This window comes from Pseudomonas sp. AS2.8, assembly GCF_014190935.1.
In the GTDB taxonomy this organism is placed as follows: Bacteria; Pseudomonadota; Gammaproteobacteria; order Pseudomonadales; family Pseudomonadaceae; genus Chryseomonas.
Genome location: NZ_JACHVV010000001.1, coordinates 514,170 through 528,691 on the forward strand (window position 1 = coordinate 514,170; position 14,522 = coordinate 528,691).

At 68.2% G+C, this 14,522-nt stretch carries 13 protein-coding genes and 1 pseudogene; 5 read left to right on the forward strand and 9 right to left on the reverse strand.

Annotated elements, in window-relative coordinates:
* Positions 1 to 40 precede the first annotated feature (40 nt).
* A complete protein-coding gene (locus tag FHR73_RS02380; RefSeq protein ID WP_183629252.1) occupies positions 41 to 706 on the forward strand; it encodes a YceH family protein in 666 nt (221 codons plus the stop codon).
* On the opposite strand, the gene FHR73_RS02385 is transcribed toward FHR73_RS02380, so the two are convergent.
* The 6 genes from FHR73_RS02385 to FHR73_RS02410 are packed head-to-tail and all read right to left on the reverse strand — an operon-like array spanning position 694 to position 7,322.
* Positions 694 to 2,274 carry a BatD family protein gene (locus FHR73_RS02385; RefSeq protein WP_183629253.1) on the reverse strand — a complete coding sequence of 527 codons (1,581 nt, stop codon included), beginning with the start codon at positions 2,272 to 2,274 and terminating at the stop codon, positions 694 to 696. The two genes, FHR73_RS02380 and FHR73_RS02385, sit on opposite strands and share 13 nt — an antisense overlap.
* Positions 2,271 to 3,944 carry a tetratricopeptide repeat protein gene (locus FHR73_RS02390; protein ID WP_183629254.1) on the reverse strand — a complete coding sequence of 558 codons (1,674 nt, stop codon included), beginning with the start codon at positions 3,942 to 3,944 and terminating at the stop codon, positions 2,271 to 2,273. The genes FHR73_RS02385 and FHR73_RS02390 overlap by 4 nt, the downstream gene beginning before the upstream one ends.
* Positions 3,941 to 4,939, reverse strand: a complete 999-nt coding sequence (locus FHR73_RS02395; RefSeq protein WP_183629255.1) for a VWA domain-containing protein — start codon at positions 4,937 to 4,939, stop codon at positions 3,941 to 3,943. Before FHR73_RS02395 ends, FHR73_RS02390 begins: the two co-directional genes overlap by 4 nt.
* Positions 4,932 to 5,426: a DUF4381 domain-containing protein gene (locus FHR73_RS02400; protein ID WP_183629256.1), complete on the reverse strand. Its 495-nt coding sequence runs from the start codon at positions 5,424 to 5,426 to the stop codon at positions 4,932 to 4,934. The genes FHR73_RS02395 and FHR73_RS02400 overlap by 8 nt, the downstream gene beginning before the upstream one ends.
* Positions 5,423 to 6,361 carry a DUF58 domain-containing protein gene (locus tag FHR73_RS02405; protein ID WP_183629257.1) on the reverse strand — a complete coding sequence of 313 codons (939 nt, stop codon included), beginning with the start codon at positions 6,359 to 6,361 and terminating at the stop codon, positions 5,423 to 5,425. The genes FHR73_RS02400 and FHR73_RS02405 overlap by 4 nt, the downstream gene beginning before the upstream one ends.
* A 1-nt stretch (position 6,362) precedes the next feature.
* On the reverse strand, positions 6,363 to 7,322 hold the full coding sequence (locus FHR73_RS02410) for a MoxR family ATPase (RefSeq protein WP_007160342.1): 960 nt from the start codon (positions 7,320 to 7,322) through the stop codon (positions 6,363 to 6,365).
* 317 nt (positions 7,323 to 7,639) lie between these two features.
* Here FHR73_RS02410 and FHR73_RS02415 point away from each other — a divergent pair, with 317 nt between their 5' ends.
* The gene (locus tag FHR73_RS02415) at positions 7,640 to 9,730 is read left to right on the forward strand and encodes an LTA synthase family protein (protein WP_183629259.1); all 2,091 of its coding nucleotides are present in this window, start codon (positions 7,640 to 7,642) and stop codon (positions 9,728 to 9,730) included.
* 58 nt (positions 9,731 to 9,788) lie between these two features.
* Here the strand turns inward: FHR73_RS02415 and FHR73_RS22480 are convergent, their stop codons facing one another.
* The 3 genes and pseudogenes from FHR73_RS22480 to FHR73_RS02425 form a co-directional block, all read right to left on the reverse strand.
* On the reverse strand, positions 9,789 to 10,004 hold the full coding sequence (locus FHR73_RS22480) for a cold shock domain-containing protein (protein ID WP_166655908.1): 216 nt from the start codon (positions 10,002 to 10,004) through the stop codon (positions 9,789 to 9,791).
* Positions 10,005 to 10,124: 120 nt separating this feature from the next.
* A pseudogene (locus tag FHR73_RS22620) lies at positions 10,125 to 10,574 on the reverse strand (cold shock domain-containing protein membrane protein); the annotation flags it as partial.
* A gap of 34 nt (positions 10,575 to 10,608) precedes the next feature.
* Positions 10,609 to 11,079, reverse strand: a complete 471-nt coding sequence (locus tag FHR73_RS02425; protein WP_132832088.1) for a Dps family protein — start codon at positions 11,077 to 11,079, stop codon at positions 10,609 to 10,611.
* A 211-nt stretch (positions 11,080 to 11,290) separates the two neighbouring features.
* On the opposite strand from FHR73_RS02425, the gene aspS reads away from it, so the two are divergent.
* From aspS to ruvC, 3 genes are all read left to right on the forward strand, one after another.
* Positions 11,291 to 13,066: an aspartate--tRNA ligase gene (gene aspS / locus FHR73_RS02430; protein WP_183629263.1), complete on the forward strand. Its 1,776-nt coding sequence runs from the start codon at positions 11,291 to 11,293 to the stop codon at positions 13,064 to 13,066.
* Between the two features lie 104 nt (positions 13,067 to 13,170).
* Positions 13,171 to 13,917: a YebC/PmpR family DNA-binding transcriptional regulator gene (locus FHR73_RS02435; RefSeq protein WP_183629265.1), complete on the forward strand. Its 747-nt coding sequence runs from the start codon at positions 13,171 to 13,173 to the stop codon at positions 13,915 to 13,917.
* A complete protein-coding gene (ruvC, locus tag FHR73_RS02440; RefSeq protein WP_007160336.1) occupies positions 13,917 to 14,477 on the forward strand; it encodes a crossover junction endodeoxyribonuclease RuvC in 561 nt (186 codons plus the stop codon). Before FHR73_RS02435 ends, ruvC begins: the two co-directional genes overlap by 1 nt.
* Positions 14,478 to 14,522: the final 45 nt, after the last annotated feature.

Consider the following 14,522-nt stretch of genomic DNA (forward strand, 5'->3'; position numbering starts at 1 on the left):
GGGCAGGCTAGGCTGGCGCGTCATCCAAGCGGAGTCCGCCATGAGCCAAGCAGTCACCCCCGCCTTTGCCGAAGAGCCGCTGGAGGCCAACGAGATCCGCGTTCTCGGCAGTCTCATCGAGAAGCAGCTGACCACCCCGGAAAGCTATCCCCTGACCCTCAATGCCCTGGTGCTGGCCTGCAACCAGAAGACCAGTCGCGAGCCGGTGCTCAACCTCACCCCGGGCGAAGTGGGGCAGGGACTGCGACGTCTGGAAGAGCGCGGCCTGGCCCGCCTGGTCATGGGCAGCCGTGCGGATCGCTGGGAACAGCGGCTGGACAAGGCCCTGGAGCTCCCGCCACCCCAGTGGGTGCTCTGTGCCCTGCTGTTCCTGCGCGGGCCCCAGACCCTGGGCGAATTGCTGGCCCGTAGCGGCCGGATGCATGCCTTCGACGATACCGAGCAGGTGCGCCACCACCTGGAGCGCCTGATCGCCCGTGGCCTGGCCACCGGCCTGGGACGACAGCCTGGCCAGCGCGAAGAGCGCTATCTGCATCTGTTCGGCAACGCGGCGGAACGCGACGCCCAGGTCGCGCAGCTGGGTAGTGCCTCCGACAGCGGTACCCCTGCCGGCGGACGCGAAGGCCGGCTGGAGGCACTGGAAGCCCGGATCGCCGCCCTCGAAGAGCGCCTGGCGCGGCTGGAAGACGCCGCTCAGCGCGGATAGAGCGGTGGCAGGGTGTCGTGCACGGCCGCGGGCGTCAGCGGCGGCAGGGCATTGATCGCCTGCCACAGCGTCTCGCCCTGCCAGCGCTGGCCGGCTTCGCTATAGAGCGCCCCGTTGAGGTCGTCGAGCGCGGCGGCCAGGGGCTCGAAACGTGCCCCCATGGCCGCCAGGGTTTCCGGTTGCTGCCGGGCCCAGGCGTCCAGCGCGTGGCGGGTCGCGTGGGGATCATTGCTCTGGCAGGCGCGGCGCAGCTCTTCGCGCTGCAGGCGGCTGTCGAGATCGGGCACGGTCGGCAAGACCGCCGGCTGACGGCGGGCACGCCACCAGAGGCCGAAGCCGAGCAGGGTGGTCAGGGCGAAAAAGGCTGTCGCCAGCTGCCAGCGCCAGAGGCCACGGTCACCGCCGCTGAGCTTGGCCGTGACGGTCGCCACCGGCTGCAGCGTCGGATCCTCGGCCACCACCAGGGTCTGGGCAGGGAGGGTGGCGCGTTCGAGGGTATCGGTCTCGGTGTTCCACCAGACCACCTCCACCGGTGGCAGGACCTTGTCACCCGTGGAGGTGGGAATCAGGGCGACCCGTTCCTCGCGTTGCCCGACCAGTCCGCGTGCCTGGGTCTGCAGCGACAGCCGCGGTTGCTCGGCATAGCGCTTCACGCCCTCTATTTCGGGTAGCACCAGCGGGGGCAGCTGACCGGGTGCCAGGCCTTCGGCACGCAGCTGCAGCGTGCGGGTCAGGGCGCTGCCCTCGCGGGCGTCTTCCGGCGCGGGATTCCATTGTTGCGTCAGGGTCAGGCTGCGCGCCGGCACCCAGGGCGTCTGCGGCGGATAGCTGGGGGGCTGCGGCAGGACCTCGAGGGTCAGCGCGGGGGTGCGCAGCTGGATCGGCTGGCCGGCACGGGCGCTGTCGTCGAGTCTGCCGGCCAGGGTGGCGCTGAAGGTCTGGGGTGGCAGCACCAGGGTACCGCTCTGCAGCGGATGGATGGCGTAGCGCCATTCGATCACGCCATGCCGTACGCCCTCGACGTCACGCTCGTAGACCTGTGGGGTGCCGAGCAGATCCACCCGCGCGTCGCTGGGGTTGGGCGGGGTGAGCACATGGTCGTCATAGAGCGCCACGGCGTGGTAGAGGCGGATGGTCAGGATGGTTTCCGCCTGCACATAGAGCCGGGTGCGCTCCACCGTGGCTTCCAGATAGACCGGCTCGCGGGTCTGGCGGCTGGCGGCGCTGGCCTCCACGGTAACGGTCAGCGGCTGGCTGCGGGCGCCGTCCAGGGTCAGTGCGGGAATGGTCAGGGCGCCGCTGGCCTTGGGTTGCAGGGTCACGTTCCAGCGCGTGGTCACCCGCTCGCCGGGCGGCAGGCTGTTCTGCCGGACCCCGAGCACGCGGAAATCCTGCTCCAGCGGGCCGAGATCGGGCTTGCCGAACTGGGCGGGGTCGGTGGTCTCGAGAATGAGCTCCAGCGTCTCGTTCTGACTGAGCTGGTTGCGCTCCAGGCGGGCGCTGAGATCCGCCGCCTGGAGCAGGGGCGCGAGCAGCGCGAGGGGCAGCAGCAACGGATAGGCCTTCATTGCAGTGCGTTCTCCTCGCGTTGTTGTTGCTGGTACCAGAATTTGCGACGCAGCAGCTCGGCCGGATTGTCGGGGATCTCGCGCAGCCACTGTTCGGCAGCCTGGCGCTGTTCCTCCGCCAGGGGATCTTCGGCATAGGCGGGACTGACGAGCCAGTCCGCGCCGGCCTGGGCCTGCGGCTGCGGACTGGCCGCGGCGGCTGCAGCGGACGGCGGGGTGCTGCCATTGGCCGGTTCGTCCGCCTGGGCGCTGCTCTGACTGGCGTTCTGCGCCTTGCGACTGCGGGCGGCGGCCTCGGCCTGGGCTGCGGCGCGTTGGGCGAGCAGGCGTTCGAGGCGATTGCGATTGCGCAGGGCGGGGGTCAGATCCGGGCGCAACACCAGCGCCGCGCGGTAGGCGCGCAGGGCCTCGTCCAGGCGTCCGGCCATGGCCAGGGCGTTGCCGCGATTGTAGTGGCCGTCCGCCGACGGATCCCGGGCGAAGGCCGCGGCGGCGCCGCTGAAGTCGCCGGCGCGATAGAGCGCCACGCCACGCCAGCGCTCGTCGCTGAAGAGGTCGGCGGCCGCGCCAGCCTGGTCGTCGGCCAGCAGTTGCAGGGCCTGCTGGTCACGCCGCAGCCAGAGGTCGTCCCAGCTGCCGGCCTGCGCCGGAGGTGGCGTTAGCAGCAGGCAGAAGGGCAGGCACAGCAGCCAGCCGCGGCGCGCGCCGCAGGCGACCAAGAGCAGCAGAGGCAGGAGCAGCAGGTAACCCTGGTCGCGCCAGTCCGAGGGGGCCTGGCCGTCGTTGGCGCGCACATCGCCGGGACGCTCCAGCAGACCGAGACGGCGCAGGTCGCCGTCGTCACGCTGCAAGCGCTGATAGCGCCCGCCCAGTGCCTGGGCGACGCCCTGCAGGTGGCCTTCGTCCAGACGGGCGATGCGGATGCCGCCAGCGGCGTCGCTCAGGTAGTTGCCGGTCTCGGCGGCCACGGGGGCACCCTGAGGCGTACCCGGGCCGAGGATCGCCAGCTGGCGCAGTCGACCCTGCAGCTGGCGCTCGAGGCCCAGGCGCTCGCGGTCGTCCAGGTCGCTGGCGATGAGCAGCAGCCGGGCGCTAGCGCTGGGCGCCGGACCGAGCAGCTCCAGGGCCTGGGCGATGCCCAGGTCGGCGCGCTGCCCGGGCACCGGCATGATCGACGGCCGCAGCGCCTTGAGCAGGTTGTCCATGGTCGGCAGGTCGTCGGTCAGGGGCACCAGGATGTGGGCGCTGCCGGCATAGACGACGATGGCGGTCTCGCCGTCCTGGCGCGCCTTGAGCAGATCCTGCAGCTTGCGCTGCACGGCCAGCAGGCGGTTCGGGGTGACGTCGGTGGCGAGCAGGTCGGGCGTCAGCGCCAGCACCACCACAAGTGGATCGTTGCGGCGGAAGTTCTGCGCTTCGCCCTGCTGCCAGCTGGGGCCAGCCAGGGCCAGGCAGGCCAGCACCCCGGCCAGGCCCAGCAGCACCAGCCCCAGCGGCGAGCGCTGGCGATCGCTGTCACTGAGCAGCCAGGGCTGCAGCGCCGGAGGCAGCAGCGCCTGCCAGCGCCCGTGACGATGCCGGCGCCGGCGCAGCGAGCCGATCACCAGGGCGACCGGCACCAGGGCCAGCAACCACCAGGGGCGCAGGAACAGCGGCAGCCAGTCGCTCATCGGGCCTTGCCTCCACGCTGCCAGCGCTGCGGCCACGGCAGGCGGCCGAGCGCCAGGGCCAGGCCGAGCAGCAGCGCCCCGGCCAGCGGCCAGGGATAGAGTTCGCGGGTAGGGCGAGCCTGGTCCGGCTGCTGGCGGATGGGTTCGAGGCGATCGAGCTGGCGCGACACGGCCGCCAGTTCGGTGCTGGATCTCACCCGGAAATAGGCGCCGTTGGTGACCTCGGCTAGATGGCGCAGCATGGGTTCGTCGAGATCGCTGGGTGTCGCCCCGGCGCCCAGGGTGTCCGGATCGGCACCGATGCCCAGGGTATAGACGCGTACCCGCTCGCTGGCCGCCAGGCTGGCCGCCACCTCGGGCGTGACCACGCCGCCGTTGCTGGCGCCATCGGTGACCAGGATCAGGGTGCGACTGTTGTCCGGCCGCTTGCGCAGGTGCTTGACCGCCAGGCCCACGGCGTCGCCCACCGCCGTGTTGCGCCCGGCCAGGCCGATCTGGGCTTCTTCGAGGAGGGCATGCACGGTGCGGCGGTCGGCGGTCAGGGGGGCCTGCAGATAGGCCTGGGAGCCGAACAGGATCAGGCCGACGCGATCGCCCTGGCGACTGTCGATGAAGCGGCCAAGCAGTTGCTTGACCAGCGTCAGGCGGCTGACGTTCTCGTCGCCCAGCTGCATGTCCGGGGTGTCCATGGACCCGGAGACGTCGACCGCCAGCAGCAGGTCGCGTCCGCTCACGTCCAGCGGCTGGGGTGGCCCCACCCATTGCGGGCGCGCCGCGGCGGCCAGGATCAGCAGCCAGCCCAGCAGAAAGGGTAGCAGGCGGCGGGTGCCGCCCAGGCCGCCGGTGTGGCGGAGGCGGCCGCCCAGATGTTCGAGTTCACCGAGGAATTCCACGCGCAGGGCCGCCTGGCCGCTGTCGGCCGCGGGCAACAGCACGCGCAGCGCCCAGGGCAGCGGCAACAGCAGCCAAAGCCACGGCCAGGCGAATTCAAACATGCTTGCGGATCCAGGTGGCGACGGCGTCCTGCAGGCCGTCGATGACGCGGTCATTCAGTCGGCAGTCCGGACGATAGCCACCGTCGACCAGGATCATGTAGCGCGTCAGGCCGGCTGCCGGGCAGCGCGAATCGAGAAAGGCCAGCCAGTCGCGGCCGCTCAGCGTCTGGCTGAGCTGATCCGGATAGCTGGCGCGGCAGAGGCGCTTGAGCAGTGCATTCAGCGCCTGCAGCCAGGGTCCGGCCGGCGCGCCATAGGGCCGCGGCAGGCGGGCCAGTTCGGCCAGGGCGGTGGTGCGCAGGTCCTCCTCGGTGGTCGCCTCGACGGGGAGCGCACCGCCCAGCGGCCGCCGCCCATGGCGGTGGCGCAGAAAGAAACCCAGGGCCACCACGACCAGCAGCAGCAACCACCAGCCCGGCGCCGGTGGCCACCAGGCCGGTTCCGGTGGCAGCCGCAGCGGCTCCAGCGTCGGCAGGCCGGGGGTCACGAGGTGTACCCCGGGCGATGTTGCCGCAACAGGTGGCGTAGCTGTTCGACCAGGTCGTCCGCCGTGGACAGCGGCAGCAGCGGAATGCCCAGGCGCAGGCTGAGTTCGGTCCAGCGTTCGCGGCGCAGCGCGGCCTGCTCGGCATAGCCCTGGCGGACGTCGGCGCGATCGGTATCCAGCTCGACCTCGGCCTGGCCGCTGGTGAAACGCAGCAGGCCGGCCTGGGGCAACTCATGATCCAGCGGATCGGAAAGCGGCAGCAGGACCAGGTCGCTGTGCCGCGAGAGCAGGGTGAGGTGCTGCTCGGTGGCCACGTCTAGGCTGCGCTCGTCGCAGATCACCAGCGCCAGGCTGCCGGGCCGCAGCACCTCGCGAGCACGGCGCAGGACCTGGTTGAAGGTGATGCGCGGCACCTGGGCCAGGGCCGGATCCTGCAGCGCCCGATTGGCGTTGACCAGGTGATCGAAGAAGCGCAGCAGATTCTGCTTGCTGCGTCGCGGGCGCACCTCGTGCAGGCGCTCGCCGCCAAAGATCATGCCGCCGATACGGTCGTTGTGCTCCAGCACCGCCCAGCCGATCAGCGCGGCCAGCCGCCCGGCCAGCACCGACTTGAATTGCTGGCGAGTGCCGAAGAAGGTGCGCGGACTCTGTTCCAGCAGGAGATAAACCGGGCGCTCGCGCTCTTCATGGAACAGCTTGGTATGGGGCTCGCGGGTGCGGGCGGTGACGCGCCAGTCGATGGCCCGGACGTCGTCGCCGGGCTGGTAGGCGCGCACCTGGTCGAAATCCACGCCGCGCCCGCGCAGGCGCGAGTGGTGCAGGCCGATCAGCGGGCTGCGCCGTCCGGCCGCGGAAAACAGCTGCACCTCGACCACCCGGTGGCGCATTTCGATGAGCTCGGCCAGGCCCAGGGTCACGCCGTTGCGCTCGGCCATCTCAGGCCACGGCCACCAGATCGAGGATGCGCTGCACCACCCGGTCGTGGTCGATGCCGGCGGCTTCCGCCTCGAAGGACAGGATGATGCGGTGGCGCAGGACGTCGAAGACCACCGCCTGGATATCCTCGGGGCTGACGAAGTCCCGCCCGGCGAGCCAGGCGTGGGCACGGGCGCAGCGATCCAGGGCGATGGAGCCGCGCGGGCTGGCGCCGTAGGTGATCCAGTGCGCCAGGTCTTGGTCGAAGCGCCCCGGGGTGCGGGTCGCCATGATCAGCTGGACCAGGTATTCCTCCACGGCGTCGGCCATGTACAGCCCGAGCACCTCGCGGCGAGCCGCATTGATCGCCGCCTGGGTGACGCGCTCGGTCGGCAGGGTCTCGCCGTCCAGGGCTTCGCCACGGGCCTGGGCCAGGATGCGACGCTCCACCGAGGCGTCGGGGTAGCCGATCTTGACGTGCATCAGGAAGCGATCGAGCTGGGCCTCGGGCAGCGGATAGGTGCCCTCCTGCTCGATGGGGTTCTGGGTGGCCATCACCAGGAAGAGGTCGGGCAGCGCATAGGAGGTGCGGCCGATGCTCACCTGGCGTTCGGCCATGGCTTCCAGCAACGCGGACTGCACCTTGGCCGGTGCCCGGTTGATCTCGTCGGCCAGGACCAGGTTGTGGAAGATCGGCCCCTGCTGGAAGGAGAAGGTCGCCGTGTCGGGACGATAGATCTCGGTGCCGGTGATGTCGGCCGGCAGCAGGTCGGGGGTGAACTGGATGCGATGGAAATCGGCTTCCAGGCCTTCCGCCAGGTCCTTGATGGCCTTGGTCTTGGCCAGCCCCGGGGCGCCTTCCACCAGCAGATGACCATCCGCCAGCACCGCGATGAGCAGGCGCTCCACCAGAGTTTCCTGGCCAAGGATCTGGCTGGTCAGGTAGGTGCGAAGCACCTGCAGAGCGTCACGGTGAGCCATGGGACATCCTGAATACGGCGCTGGAGCGGTCAAGGGTGCTGGATTTTACTGCAAGCGGCGGCTGCCGCCCATGCCTGTGCTGACGTCGCATCCAGAGCAGTCCTTAACGAAATTTTGACGTGCTCCTGCTCAGGCTGGGCGATTGACGGCGCGGCGGAGGTCTCGCTTCGGCCAGGCCTGAGCGGCCGGGACTGGCGCGATCGCCCCGGATGGTTAAACTCCCACGCCTGCCGACCGCGCCCGAGGCCTCTGCGTGGCCGATCCCGAGCCGCTGGCCACGCGCCGCGAATCCCTGCTGCTTTTGACAAGGTGTTTTCATGTCGCAAACGGAAGTCCCCCAATCCCCGCGCACCGCCGGCATCCGCCCGGTGCCGACGCTGGGCAGCCACCTGAGCTTCGTCCTGGGCTGCGGCCTGGCGCTGCTGGTCATGTTCACCCTGCTGCGCCTGGCGCTGCTGGGCTACAACACCGACCTGATCGGCGATTCGCCCTTCGCCACCTTCGCCGAGGCCTTCTTCAACGGCGCGCGCTTCGACCTGCGCCTGGTGGTCTATATCTGCGTGCCCTCGCTGCTCTGTCTGTTGAGCGCCAGAGCCATGGCCGCGCGCCGGCTGCAGGCCGGCTGGTTCACCCTGGCCGCCAGCCTCTGCCTGCTGCTGGGCGTCGGCGAGCTGAATTTCTACCGCGAATTCCACCAGCGCCTGAACAGCCTGGTGTTCCAGTACATGCAGGAAGACCTGCACACCGTCACCAGCATGATCTGGAACGGTTTCCCGGTGGTGCGCCTGCTCCTGGCCTGGGCCGTGGCGACCCTGCTGCTGGGCCTGGTGTTCTTTGGCGTCGAGCGAGCTACCCGGCGTCATGCCGCGGCGCGACCGGCCGCCTGGTATCGCCGGGGCGCGGTCTTCATGCTCTGCCTGGTGGTGGCCGTCATCGCCGCCCGTGGCACCCTGAGATCCGGGCCGCCGCTGCGCTGGGGCGACGCCTATACCACCGATTCGATGTTCGCCAACCATCTGGGTCTGAACGGCACCCTGACCCTGATCAATGCCGCCGAGAACAGCTTTTCCGATCACCGCGACAACAGCTGGAAGGCCACCATGCCGGCCGCCGAGGCGCTGGCCACCACCCGACAGCTGCTGCTGACCCCGCGTGATGAACTGATCGACGCCGACAAGGCCGCCGTCCGCCGGATCTACACCCCGCCCACCGAGGGCCAGCTGCCCAAGGTGCGCAACGTGGTGGTGATCCTCATGGAAAGCATGGCCGGTCGCTATATCGGTGCCCTGGGCAACGAAGACGGCATCACCCCCAACTTCGACGCCCTGGCCAAGCAGGGCACCCTGTTCACCCGCTTCTTTTCCAACGGCACCCATACCCACCAGGGCATGTTCGCCACCATGGCCTGCTTCCCCAATCTGCCGGCCTTCGAATACCTGATGCGCATGCCCGAGGGCGCCCACCAATTCTCCGGTCTGCCGCAACTGCTCAGCACCCGGGGTTTCGACGACGTCTACGTCTACAACGGCAACTTCCAGTGGGACAACCAGTCCGGCTTCTTCAGCAACCAGGGCATGACCCGCTTCGTCGGTCGCGAAGACTTCGTCAATCCGGTGTTCATGGATCCGACCTGGGGTGTCTCCGACCAGGACATGTTCGACCGCTCGGTGCAGGAGCTGGACACGCTGGCCAAGGCGCCGGACGGCAAGCCCTTCTATGCGCTGCTGCAGACGCTGTCCAACCACACCCCCTATGCGTTGCCCAAGGACCTGCCGGTCACCCCGGTCACCGGTCACGGCTCGCTCGACGAACACCTCACCGCCATGCGCTACGCCGACTGGTCGCTGGGTCAGTTCTTCGCCAAGGTCAAGCACGAGCCCTGGTACCAGGACACCCTGTTCGTCATCGTCGGTGACCACGGCTTCGGCAACAACGAGCAGATCACCGAGATGGACCTGTCGCGCTTCAACGTCCCGCTCCTGCTGATCGGTCCGGGCGTGCAGGAAACCTTTGGCGCCCGTCGCGACACCGTGGGCAGCCAGATCGACGTGGTGCCCACCGTCCTGGCCCGCTTCGGCAAGCCGACGCAGCACCAGTGCTGGGGCCGCGACCTGCTGGGCCTGCCGCAGGACGATCCGGGCGTGGCGGTGATCAAGCCGTCGGGCAGCGACCAGACCGTGGCCCTGGTCACCGGCGATCGCATCCTGGTCAAGCCGCGTGACCGCGATGCCGTGCTCTATCGCTATCACCTGGGCACCCAGGCCGGTGGCGAAGTACTCAAGGGCGATGCCAGCGCGCCCGAGTTGCAAAAGCGCCTGGAGGCCTTCATCCAGATCGCCACCGCCAGCCTGCTGGGCAACACCACCGGCATGGACGACAGCAAGGCCGCCGCCGCCCAGCGGCAGTAGCCTCGCACGCCCATGAAAAAGGCCGCCCGAGGGCGGCCTTTCTTTTGGCTGGTACGGATCAGGCCGCGATGATCACGTCCTCGGCCTGCAGGCCCTTGTCCCGCTGGATCACCGAGAACTCCACGCGCTGTCCTTCCATCAGCACCCGATGGCCTTCGCCACGGATCGCGCGGAAGTGCACGAAGATATCGTCGCCGGTATCGCGGGAGATGAAGCCGAAGCCCTTGGAGGTGTTGAACCACTTCACCGTGCCGCGCTCGCGGTCATCGGCCAGCGCGCGTACCGGGGCGGCCGCAACGGGCGCCGGACGCGCGGCCTGGCGCGGGCGCACCTCGGCATCGATCGCTGGCGCGCTGCTAGCCTGGGCGCGAAACTTCTCCGGCAGGCTGGCCAGGGCGGCGACCAGGGTCAGCCCCAGCGGCAGCAGCTCGGCCGGCAGGCCGCCGATCTGCTCGAGAGGTGCCAGCAGGATGAAGGTCTGGGCCACCACGGCGATCACCAGCAGGGCGCTGGCGAGTTTCTGGGCACCGCTGCTGCGGCTCCGGGAGAAGGGTGTGAAGAGAAGGGTGGCAAGACCCAGCAGGGCCAGATGGATGGACTCGGGTTGATCGAAGGACGAGGTGTCGGACTGCAGTCCGGGAATCGCCGATAACAGGAGCGCAGCAGCGCCCACCACGACATGGACAGTAGATAACGTGTTCAATGTGAAATCACCTTGGGATAGATAACACGGGTCTGCCGAAACTGCCGAAACTGCCGGAGCGATACCCGACAGCGGAGTGACCCGGCGCGAAAAGCGCGTCCTTATTAAACCCAAAAGGTGAGGGCCGCTCAATCGTGGCACCGTCGCGGGCTGCGGCCCGCGACGATGGCCGGACTCAGGCGGCCAGCAGGCTGCGCAGCATCCAGGCGGTCTTCTCGTGGGTCTGCATGCGCTGGGTCAGCAGATCGGCGGTGGGCTCGTCGCTGACCTTGTCCAGCAGCGGGAAAATGCCCCGGGCGGTCCGCACCACGGCTTCCTGGCCCTGCACCAGCAGGCGGATCATCTCCTGGGCGTCCGGTACGCCTTCCTCTTCCTTGATGCTCGACAGCCGGGCGTAGGCGGCATAGGTGCCCGGCGCCGGGAAGCCGAGGGCGCGGATGCGCTCGGCGATGTCGTCCACGGCGACCGCCAGCTCGGTGTACTGGGTCTCGAACATCAGGTGCAGGGTGTTGAACATCGGCCCGGTCACGTTCCAGTGGAAGTTGTGGGTCTTCAGATACAGGGTGTAGGTGTCGGCCAGGAGGCGCGACAGGCCCTCGGCGATCTGGGCACGATCCTGTTCGGCGATTCCGATGTTGATTTCCATGCTGATGGCTCCTGTGCGTCGGTTGTGAAGGGCTCCGAGGCTATCACAGAACCGCTGGCCGTTTAGCCAGTGTTCGCACGTCGAGCTGCGCGCCCGGCTACGGTAAAATCGTGACGGATGATATAGAATCTCCCGTTCAGTCGAGCACCCGGTCCTGCCGGCCCGGTGCCTCCACGCATTTAGCCTGTTCTAGAGAAGCGAAACCACGACCATGATGCGCAGCCACTATTGCGGCCAGTTAAACGAGAGCCTGGACGGCCAGGAAATCACCCTCTGCGGTTGGGTCCACCGCCGCCGTGACCACGGCGGGGTCATCTTCCTCGACATCCGCGATCGCGAAGGCCTGGCCCAGGTGGTGTTCGATCCGGATCGCGCCGACACCTTCGCCAAGGCCGACCGCGTGCGCAGCGAATACGTCGTCAGGCTCACCGGCAAGGTGCGTCTGCGTCCCGAAGGCGCGCGCAATGCCAACATGGCTTCCGGCGCCATCGAGGTGCTGGGCTACGAGCTGGAAGTGCTCAACGAAGCGGAAACCCCGCCGTTCCCGCTGAACGAATACACCGACGTCGGCGAAGAGACCCGCCTGCGCTATCGCTTCATCGATCTGCGTCGTCCGGAGATGGCCGAGAAGCTCAAGCTGCGTTCGCGCATCACCTCCAGCATCCGCCGCTACCTGGACGAAAACGGTTTCCTCGACGTGGAGACCCCGATCCTGACCCGGGCCACCCCCGAGGGTGCCCGCGACTACCTGGTGCCCAGCCGCACCCATCCCGGCAGCTTCTTCGCCCTGCCGCAGTCGCCCCAGCTGTTCAAGCAGCTACTGATGGTCGCCGGCTTCGATCGCTACTACCAGATCGCCAAGTGCTTCCGTGACGAAGACCTGCGGGCCGACCGCCAGCCGGAATTCACCCAGATCGACATCGAGACCAGCTTCCTCGATGAAAAAGACATCATGGACATCACCGAGACCATGGTGCGCAACCTGTTCAAGGAAGTCCTGGACGTCGAATTCGGCGAGCTGCCGCACATGACCCTGGCCGAAGCCATGCGTCGCTTCGGTTCCGACAAGCCGGACCTGCGCATCCCGCTGGAACTGGTGGACGTGGAAGACCAGCTCAAGGACGTCGACTTCAAGGTCTTCGCCGGTCCGGCCAACGATCCCAAGTGCCGCGTCGCCGCCCTGCGGGTACCGGGTGGGGCGAGCATGCCGCGCAAGCAGATCGACGACTACACCAAGTTCGTCGGCATCTATGGCGCCAAGGGCCTGGCCTACATCAAGGTCAACGAGCGCGCCGCTGGCGTCGAGGGCCTGCAGTCGCCCATCGTCAAGAACATCCCGCTGGACAACATCAATGTCATCCTCGACCGCGTCGGCGCGGTGGATGGCGACATCGTGTTCTTTGGCGCGGACAAGACGAAGGTCGTCTCCGAAGCCCTGGGCGCGCTGCGCATCAAGCTCGGCCACGACCTCGACCTGCTGACCTGCCAGTGGGCGCCGCTGTGGGTGGTCGACTTCCCGATGTTCGAGGAAAACGACGATGGCAGCCTGACCGCCATGCACCACCCCTTCACCTCGCCCAAGTGTGATCCGCAAGCGCTCAAGGCCGACCCGGGTGCAGCCCTGTCGCGGGCCTACGACATGGTGCTCAACGGCACCGAGCTGGGCGGCGGTTCCATTCGTATCCACGACAAGAAGATGCAGCAGGCGGTCTTCGAGGTCCTCGGAATCAGCGCCGAGGAACAGGAAGAGAAATTCGGCTTCCTGCTCGACGCCCTGAAGTTCGGCGCTCCGCCCCATGGTGGCCTGGCCTTCGGCCTGGATCGCCTGGTGATGCTGATGACCGGCGCCTCCTCGATTCGCGAAGTCATCGCCTTCCCGAAGACCCAGAGCGCGGCCGACGTCATGACCCAGGCGCCTGGCGCCGTGGATGCCAAGGCGCTGCGCGAGCTGCACATCCGCCTGCGCGAGCAGCCCAAGGCGGAATAGGTCCTATCGGAGGAGGGCGCCCAGGTGGATGCCCTCCGTTTCCCTTTTCAGTGCGCCGCGGTCATCGCCGCGGCGCCGTCTTCGTCAAGACATTGGAGTAGCTTATGGCCGGTCATTCCAAATGGGCCAACATCAAGCATCGCAAAGAACGCCAGGATGCCAAGAAAGGCAAGATCTTCACCAAGATCATCCGTGAGCTGACCGTGGCCGCGCGCCAGGGCGGCGGCGTCCCTGCCGACAACCCCCGCCTGCGCCTGGCGGTGGACAAGGCACTGACCGCCAACATGACCCGCGACACCATCGACCGGGCCATCGCCCGGGGCGTGGGTGCCGGCGAAGGCGAGAACGTCGAGGAACTGACCTATGAAGGCTATGCCCCGAGCGGCGTCGCCATCATCGTCGAGGCCATGACCGACAACCGCAACCGCACCGCGGCCGAAGTCCGTCACGCCTTCAACAAGTGCGGTGGCAACCTGGGCACCGACGGTTCGGTGGCCTATCTGTTCGAGCGCAAGGGCCAGATCAGCTATGCCCCCGGCCTGAACGAAGACGCCTTGATGGAAGCCGCCCTGGAAGCCGGTGCCGACGACGTGGTGGCCAACGACGATGGCTCCATCGACGTCTTCACCAGCTTCGCCGACTTCATCGCCGTCAACGAAGCCCTGACCGCCGCCGGCTACAAGGCCGACGAAGCCGAGGTGACCATGATCCCCTCGACCTCCGCGACCCTGGATCTGGACACCGCGCAGAAGGTGCTCAAGCTGATCGACATGCTCGAAGACCTGGATGACGTGCAGAACGTCTATTCCAACGCCGACATCCCCGACGACGTCATGGCGCAGCTCGGCTGATGTCCCTCTACGAGCGCCTGCCGCCCGATGCGCCCGGCACCCTGGTGCTGGGCATCGACCCGGGCTCGCGGCTGACCGGCTTCGGCGTGGTGCGCGACACCGGGCGAGGCTGCGAATACGTGGCCTCCGGCTGCATCCGTACGGGAAACGGTCCGTTGCCCGAGCGGTTGCAGATCGTCTATCGCGGCGTGCGCGACGTCATCGCCCAGTACGGGCCGGTCACCATGGGCATCGAGCAGGTGTTCATGGCGCGTAACGCCGACTCGGCGCTCAAGCTGGGTCAGGCCCGGGGTGCGGCCATCGTCGCCGGCGCCGAGGGTGGCCTGGAGATCTCCGAATACACCGCGAGCCAGGTCAAGCAGGCCGTGGTCGGCAATGGCGGGGCGGACAAGCAGCAGGTGATGCTGATGGTCATGCACCTGCTGCGGCTGACCGAAAAGCCGCAGATCGACGCCTCCGATGCCCTGGCCATCGCCCTGTGCCATGCCCATACCCGGCAGAGCCTGGTGCCTCATGGCTTGCTGGCGACCCGCCGCCGTGGCGGTCGCCTGCGACTCTAGTCTCATCCGCTCAACCCTCTCGCTCCAACGTTAGGAAGGTATCCC

Excerpts from the sequence above, each read along its gene's own strand:
- FHR73_RS02390 (WP_183629254.1), bottom strand. The coding sequence starts at position 3,944 with ATGAGCGACTGGCTGCCGCTGTTCCTGCGCCCCTGGTGGTTGCTGGCC.
- FHR73_RS02410 (WP_007160342.1), bottom strand. The coding sequence starts at position 7,322 with ATGGCTCACCGTGACGCTCTGCAGGTGCTTCGCACCTACCTGACCAGC.
- FHR73_RS02415 (WP_183629259.1), top strand. The coding sequence starts at position 7,640 with ATGTCGCAAACGGAAGTCCCCCAATCCCCGCGCACCGCCGGCATCCGC.
- FHR73_RS02405 (WP_183629257.1), bottom strand. The coding sequence starts at position 6,361 with ATGGCCGAGCGCAACGGCGTGACCCTGGGCCTGGCCGAGCTCATCGAA.
- FHR73_RS02435 (WP_183629265.1), top strand. The coding sequence starts at position 13,171 with ATGGCCGGTCATTCCAAATGGGCCAACATCAAGCATCGCAAAGAACGC.
- ruvC (WP_007160336.1), top strand. The coding sequence starts at position 13,917 with ATGTCCCTCTACGAGCGCCTGCCGCCCGATGCGCCCGGCACCCTGGTG.
- FHR73_RS02425 (WP_132832088.1), bottom strand. The coding sequence starts at position 11,079 with ATGGAAATCAACATCGGAATCGCCGAACAGGATCGTGCCCAGATCGCC.
- FHR73_RS02380 (WP_183629252.1), top strand. The coding sequence starts at position 41 with ATGAGCCAAGCAGTCACCCCCGCCTTTGCCGAAGAGCCGCTGGAGGCC.
- FHR73_RS02395 (WP_183629255.1), bottom strand. The coding sequence starts at position 4,939 with ATGTTTGAATTCGCCTGGCCGTGGCTTTGGCTGCTGTTGCCGCTGCCC.
- aspS (WP_183629263.1), top strand. The coding sequence starts at position 11,291 with ATGATGCGCAGCCACTATTGCGGCCAGTTAAACGAGAGCCTGGACGGC.
- FHR73_RS02385 (WP_183629253.1), bottom strand. The coding sequence starts at position 2,274 with ATGAAGGCCTATCCGTTGCTGCTGCCCCTCGCGCTGCTCGCGCCCCTG.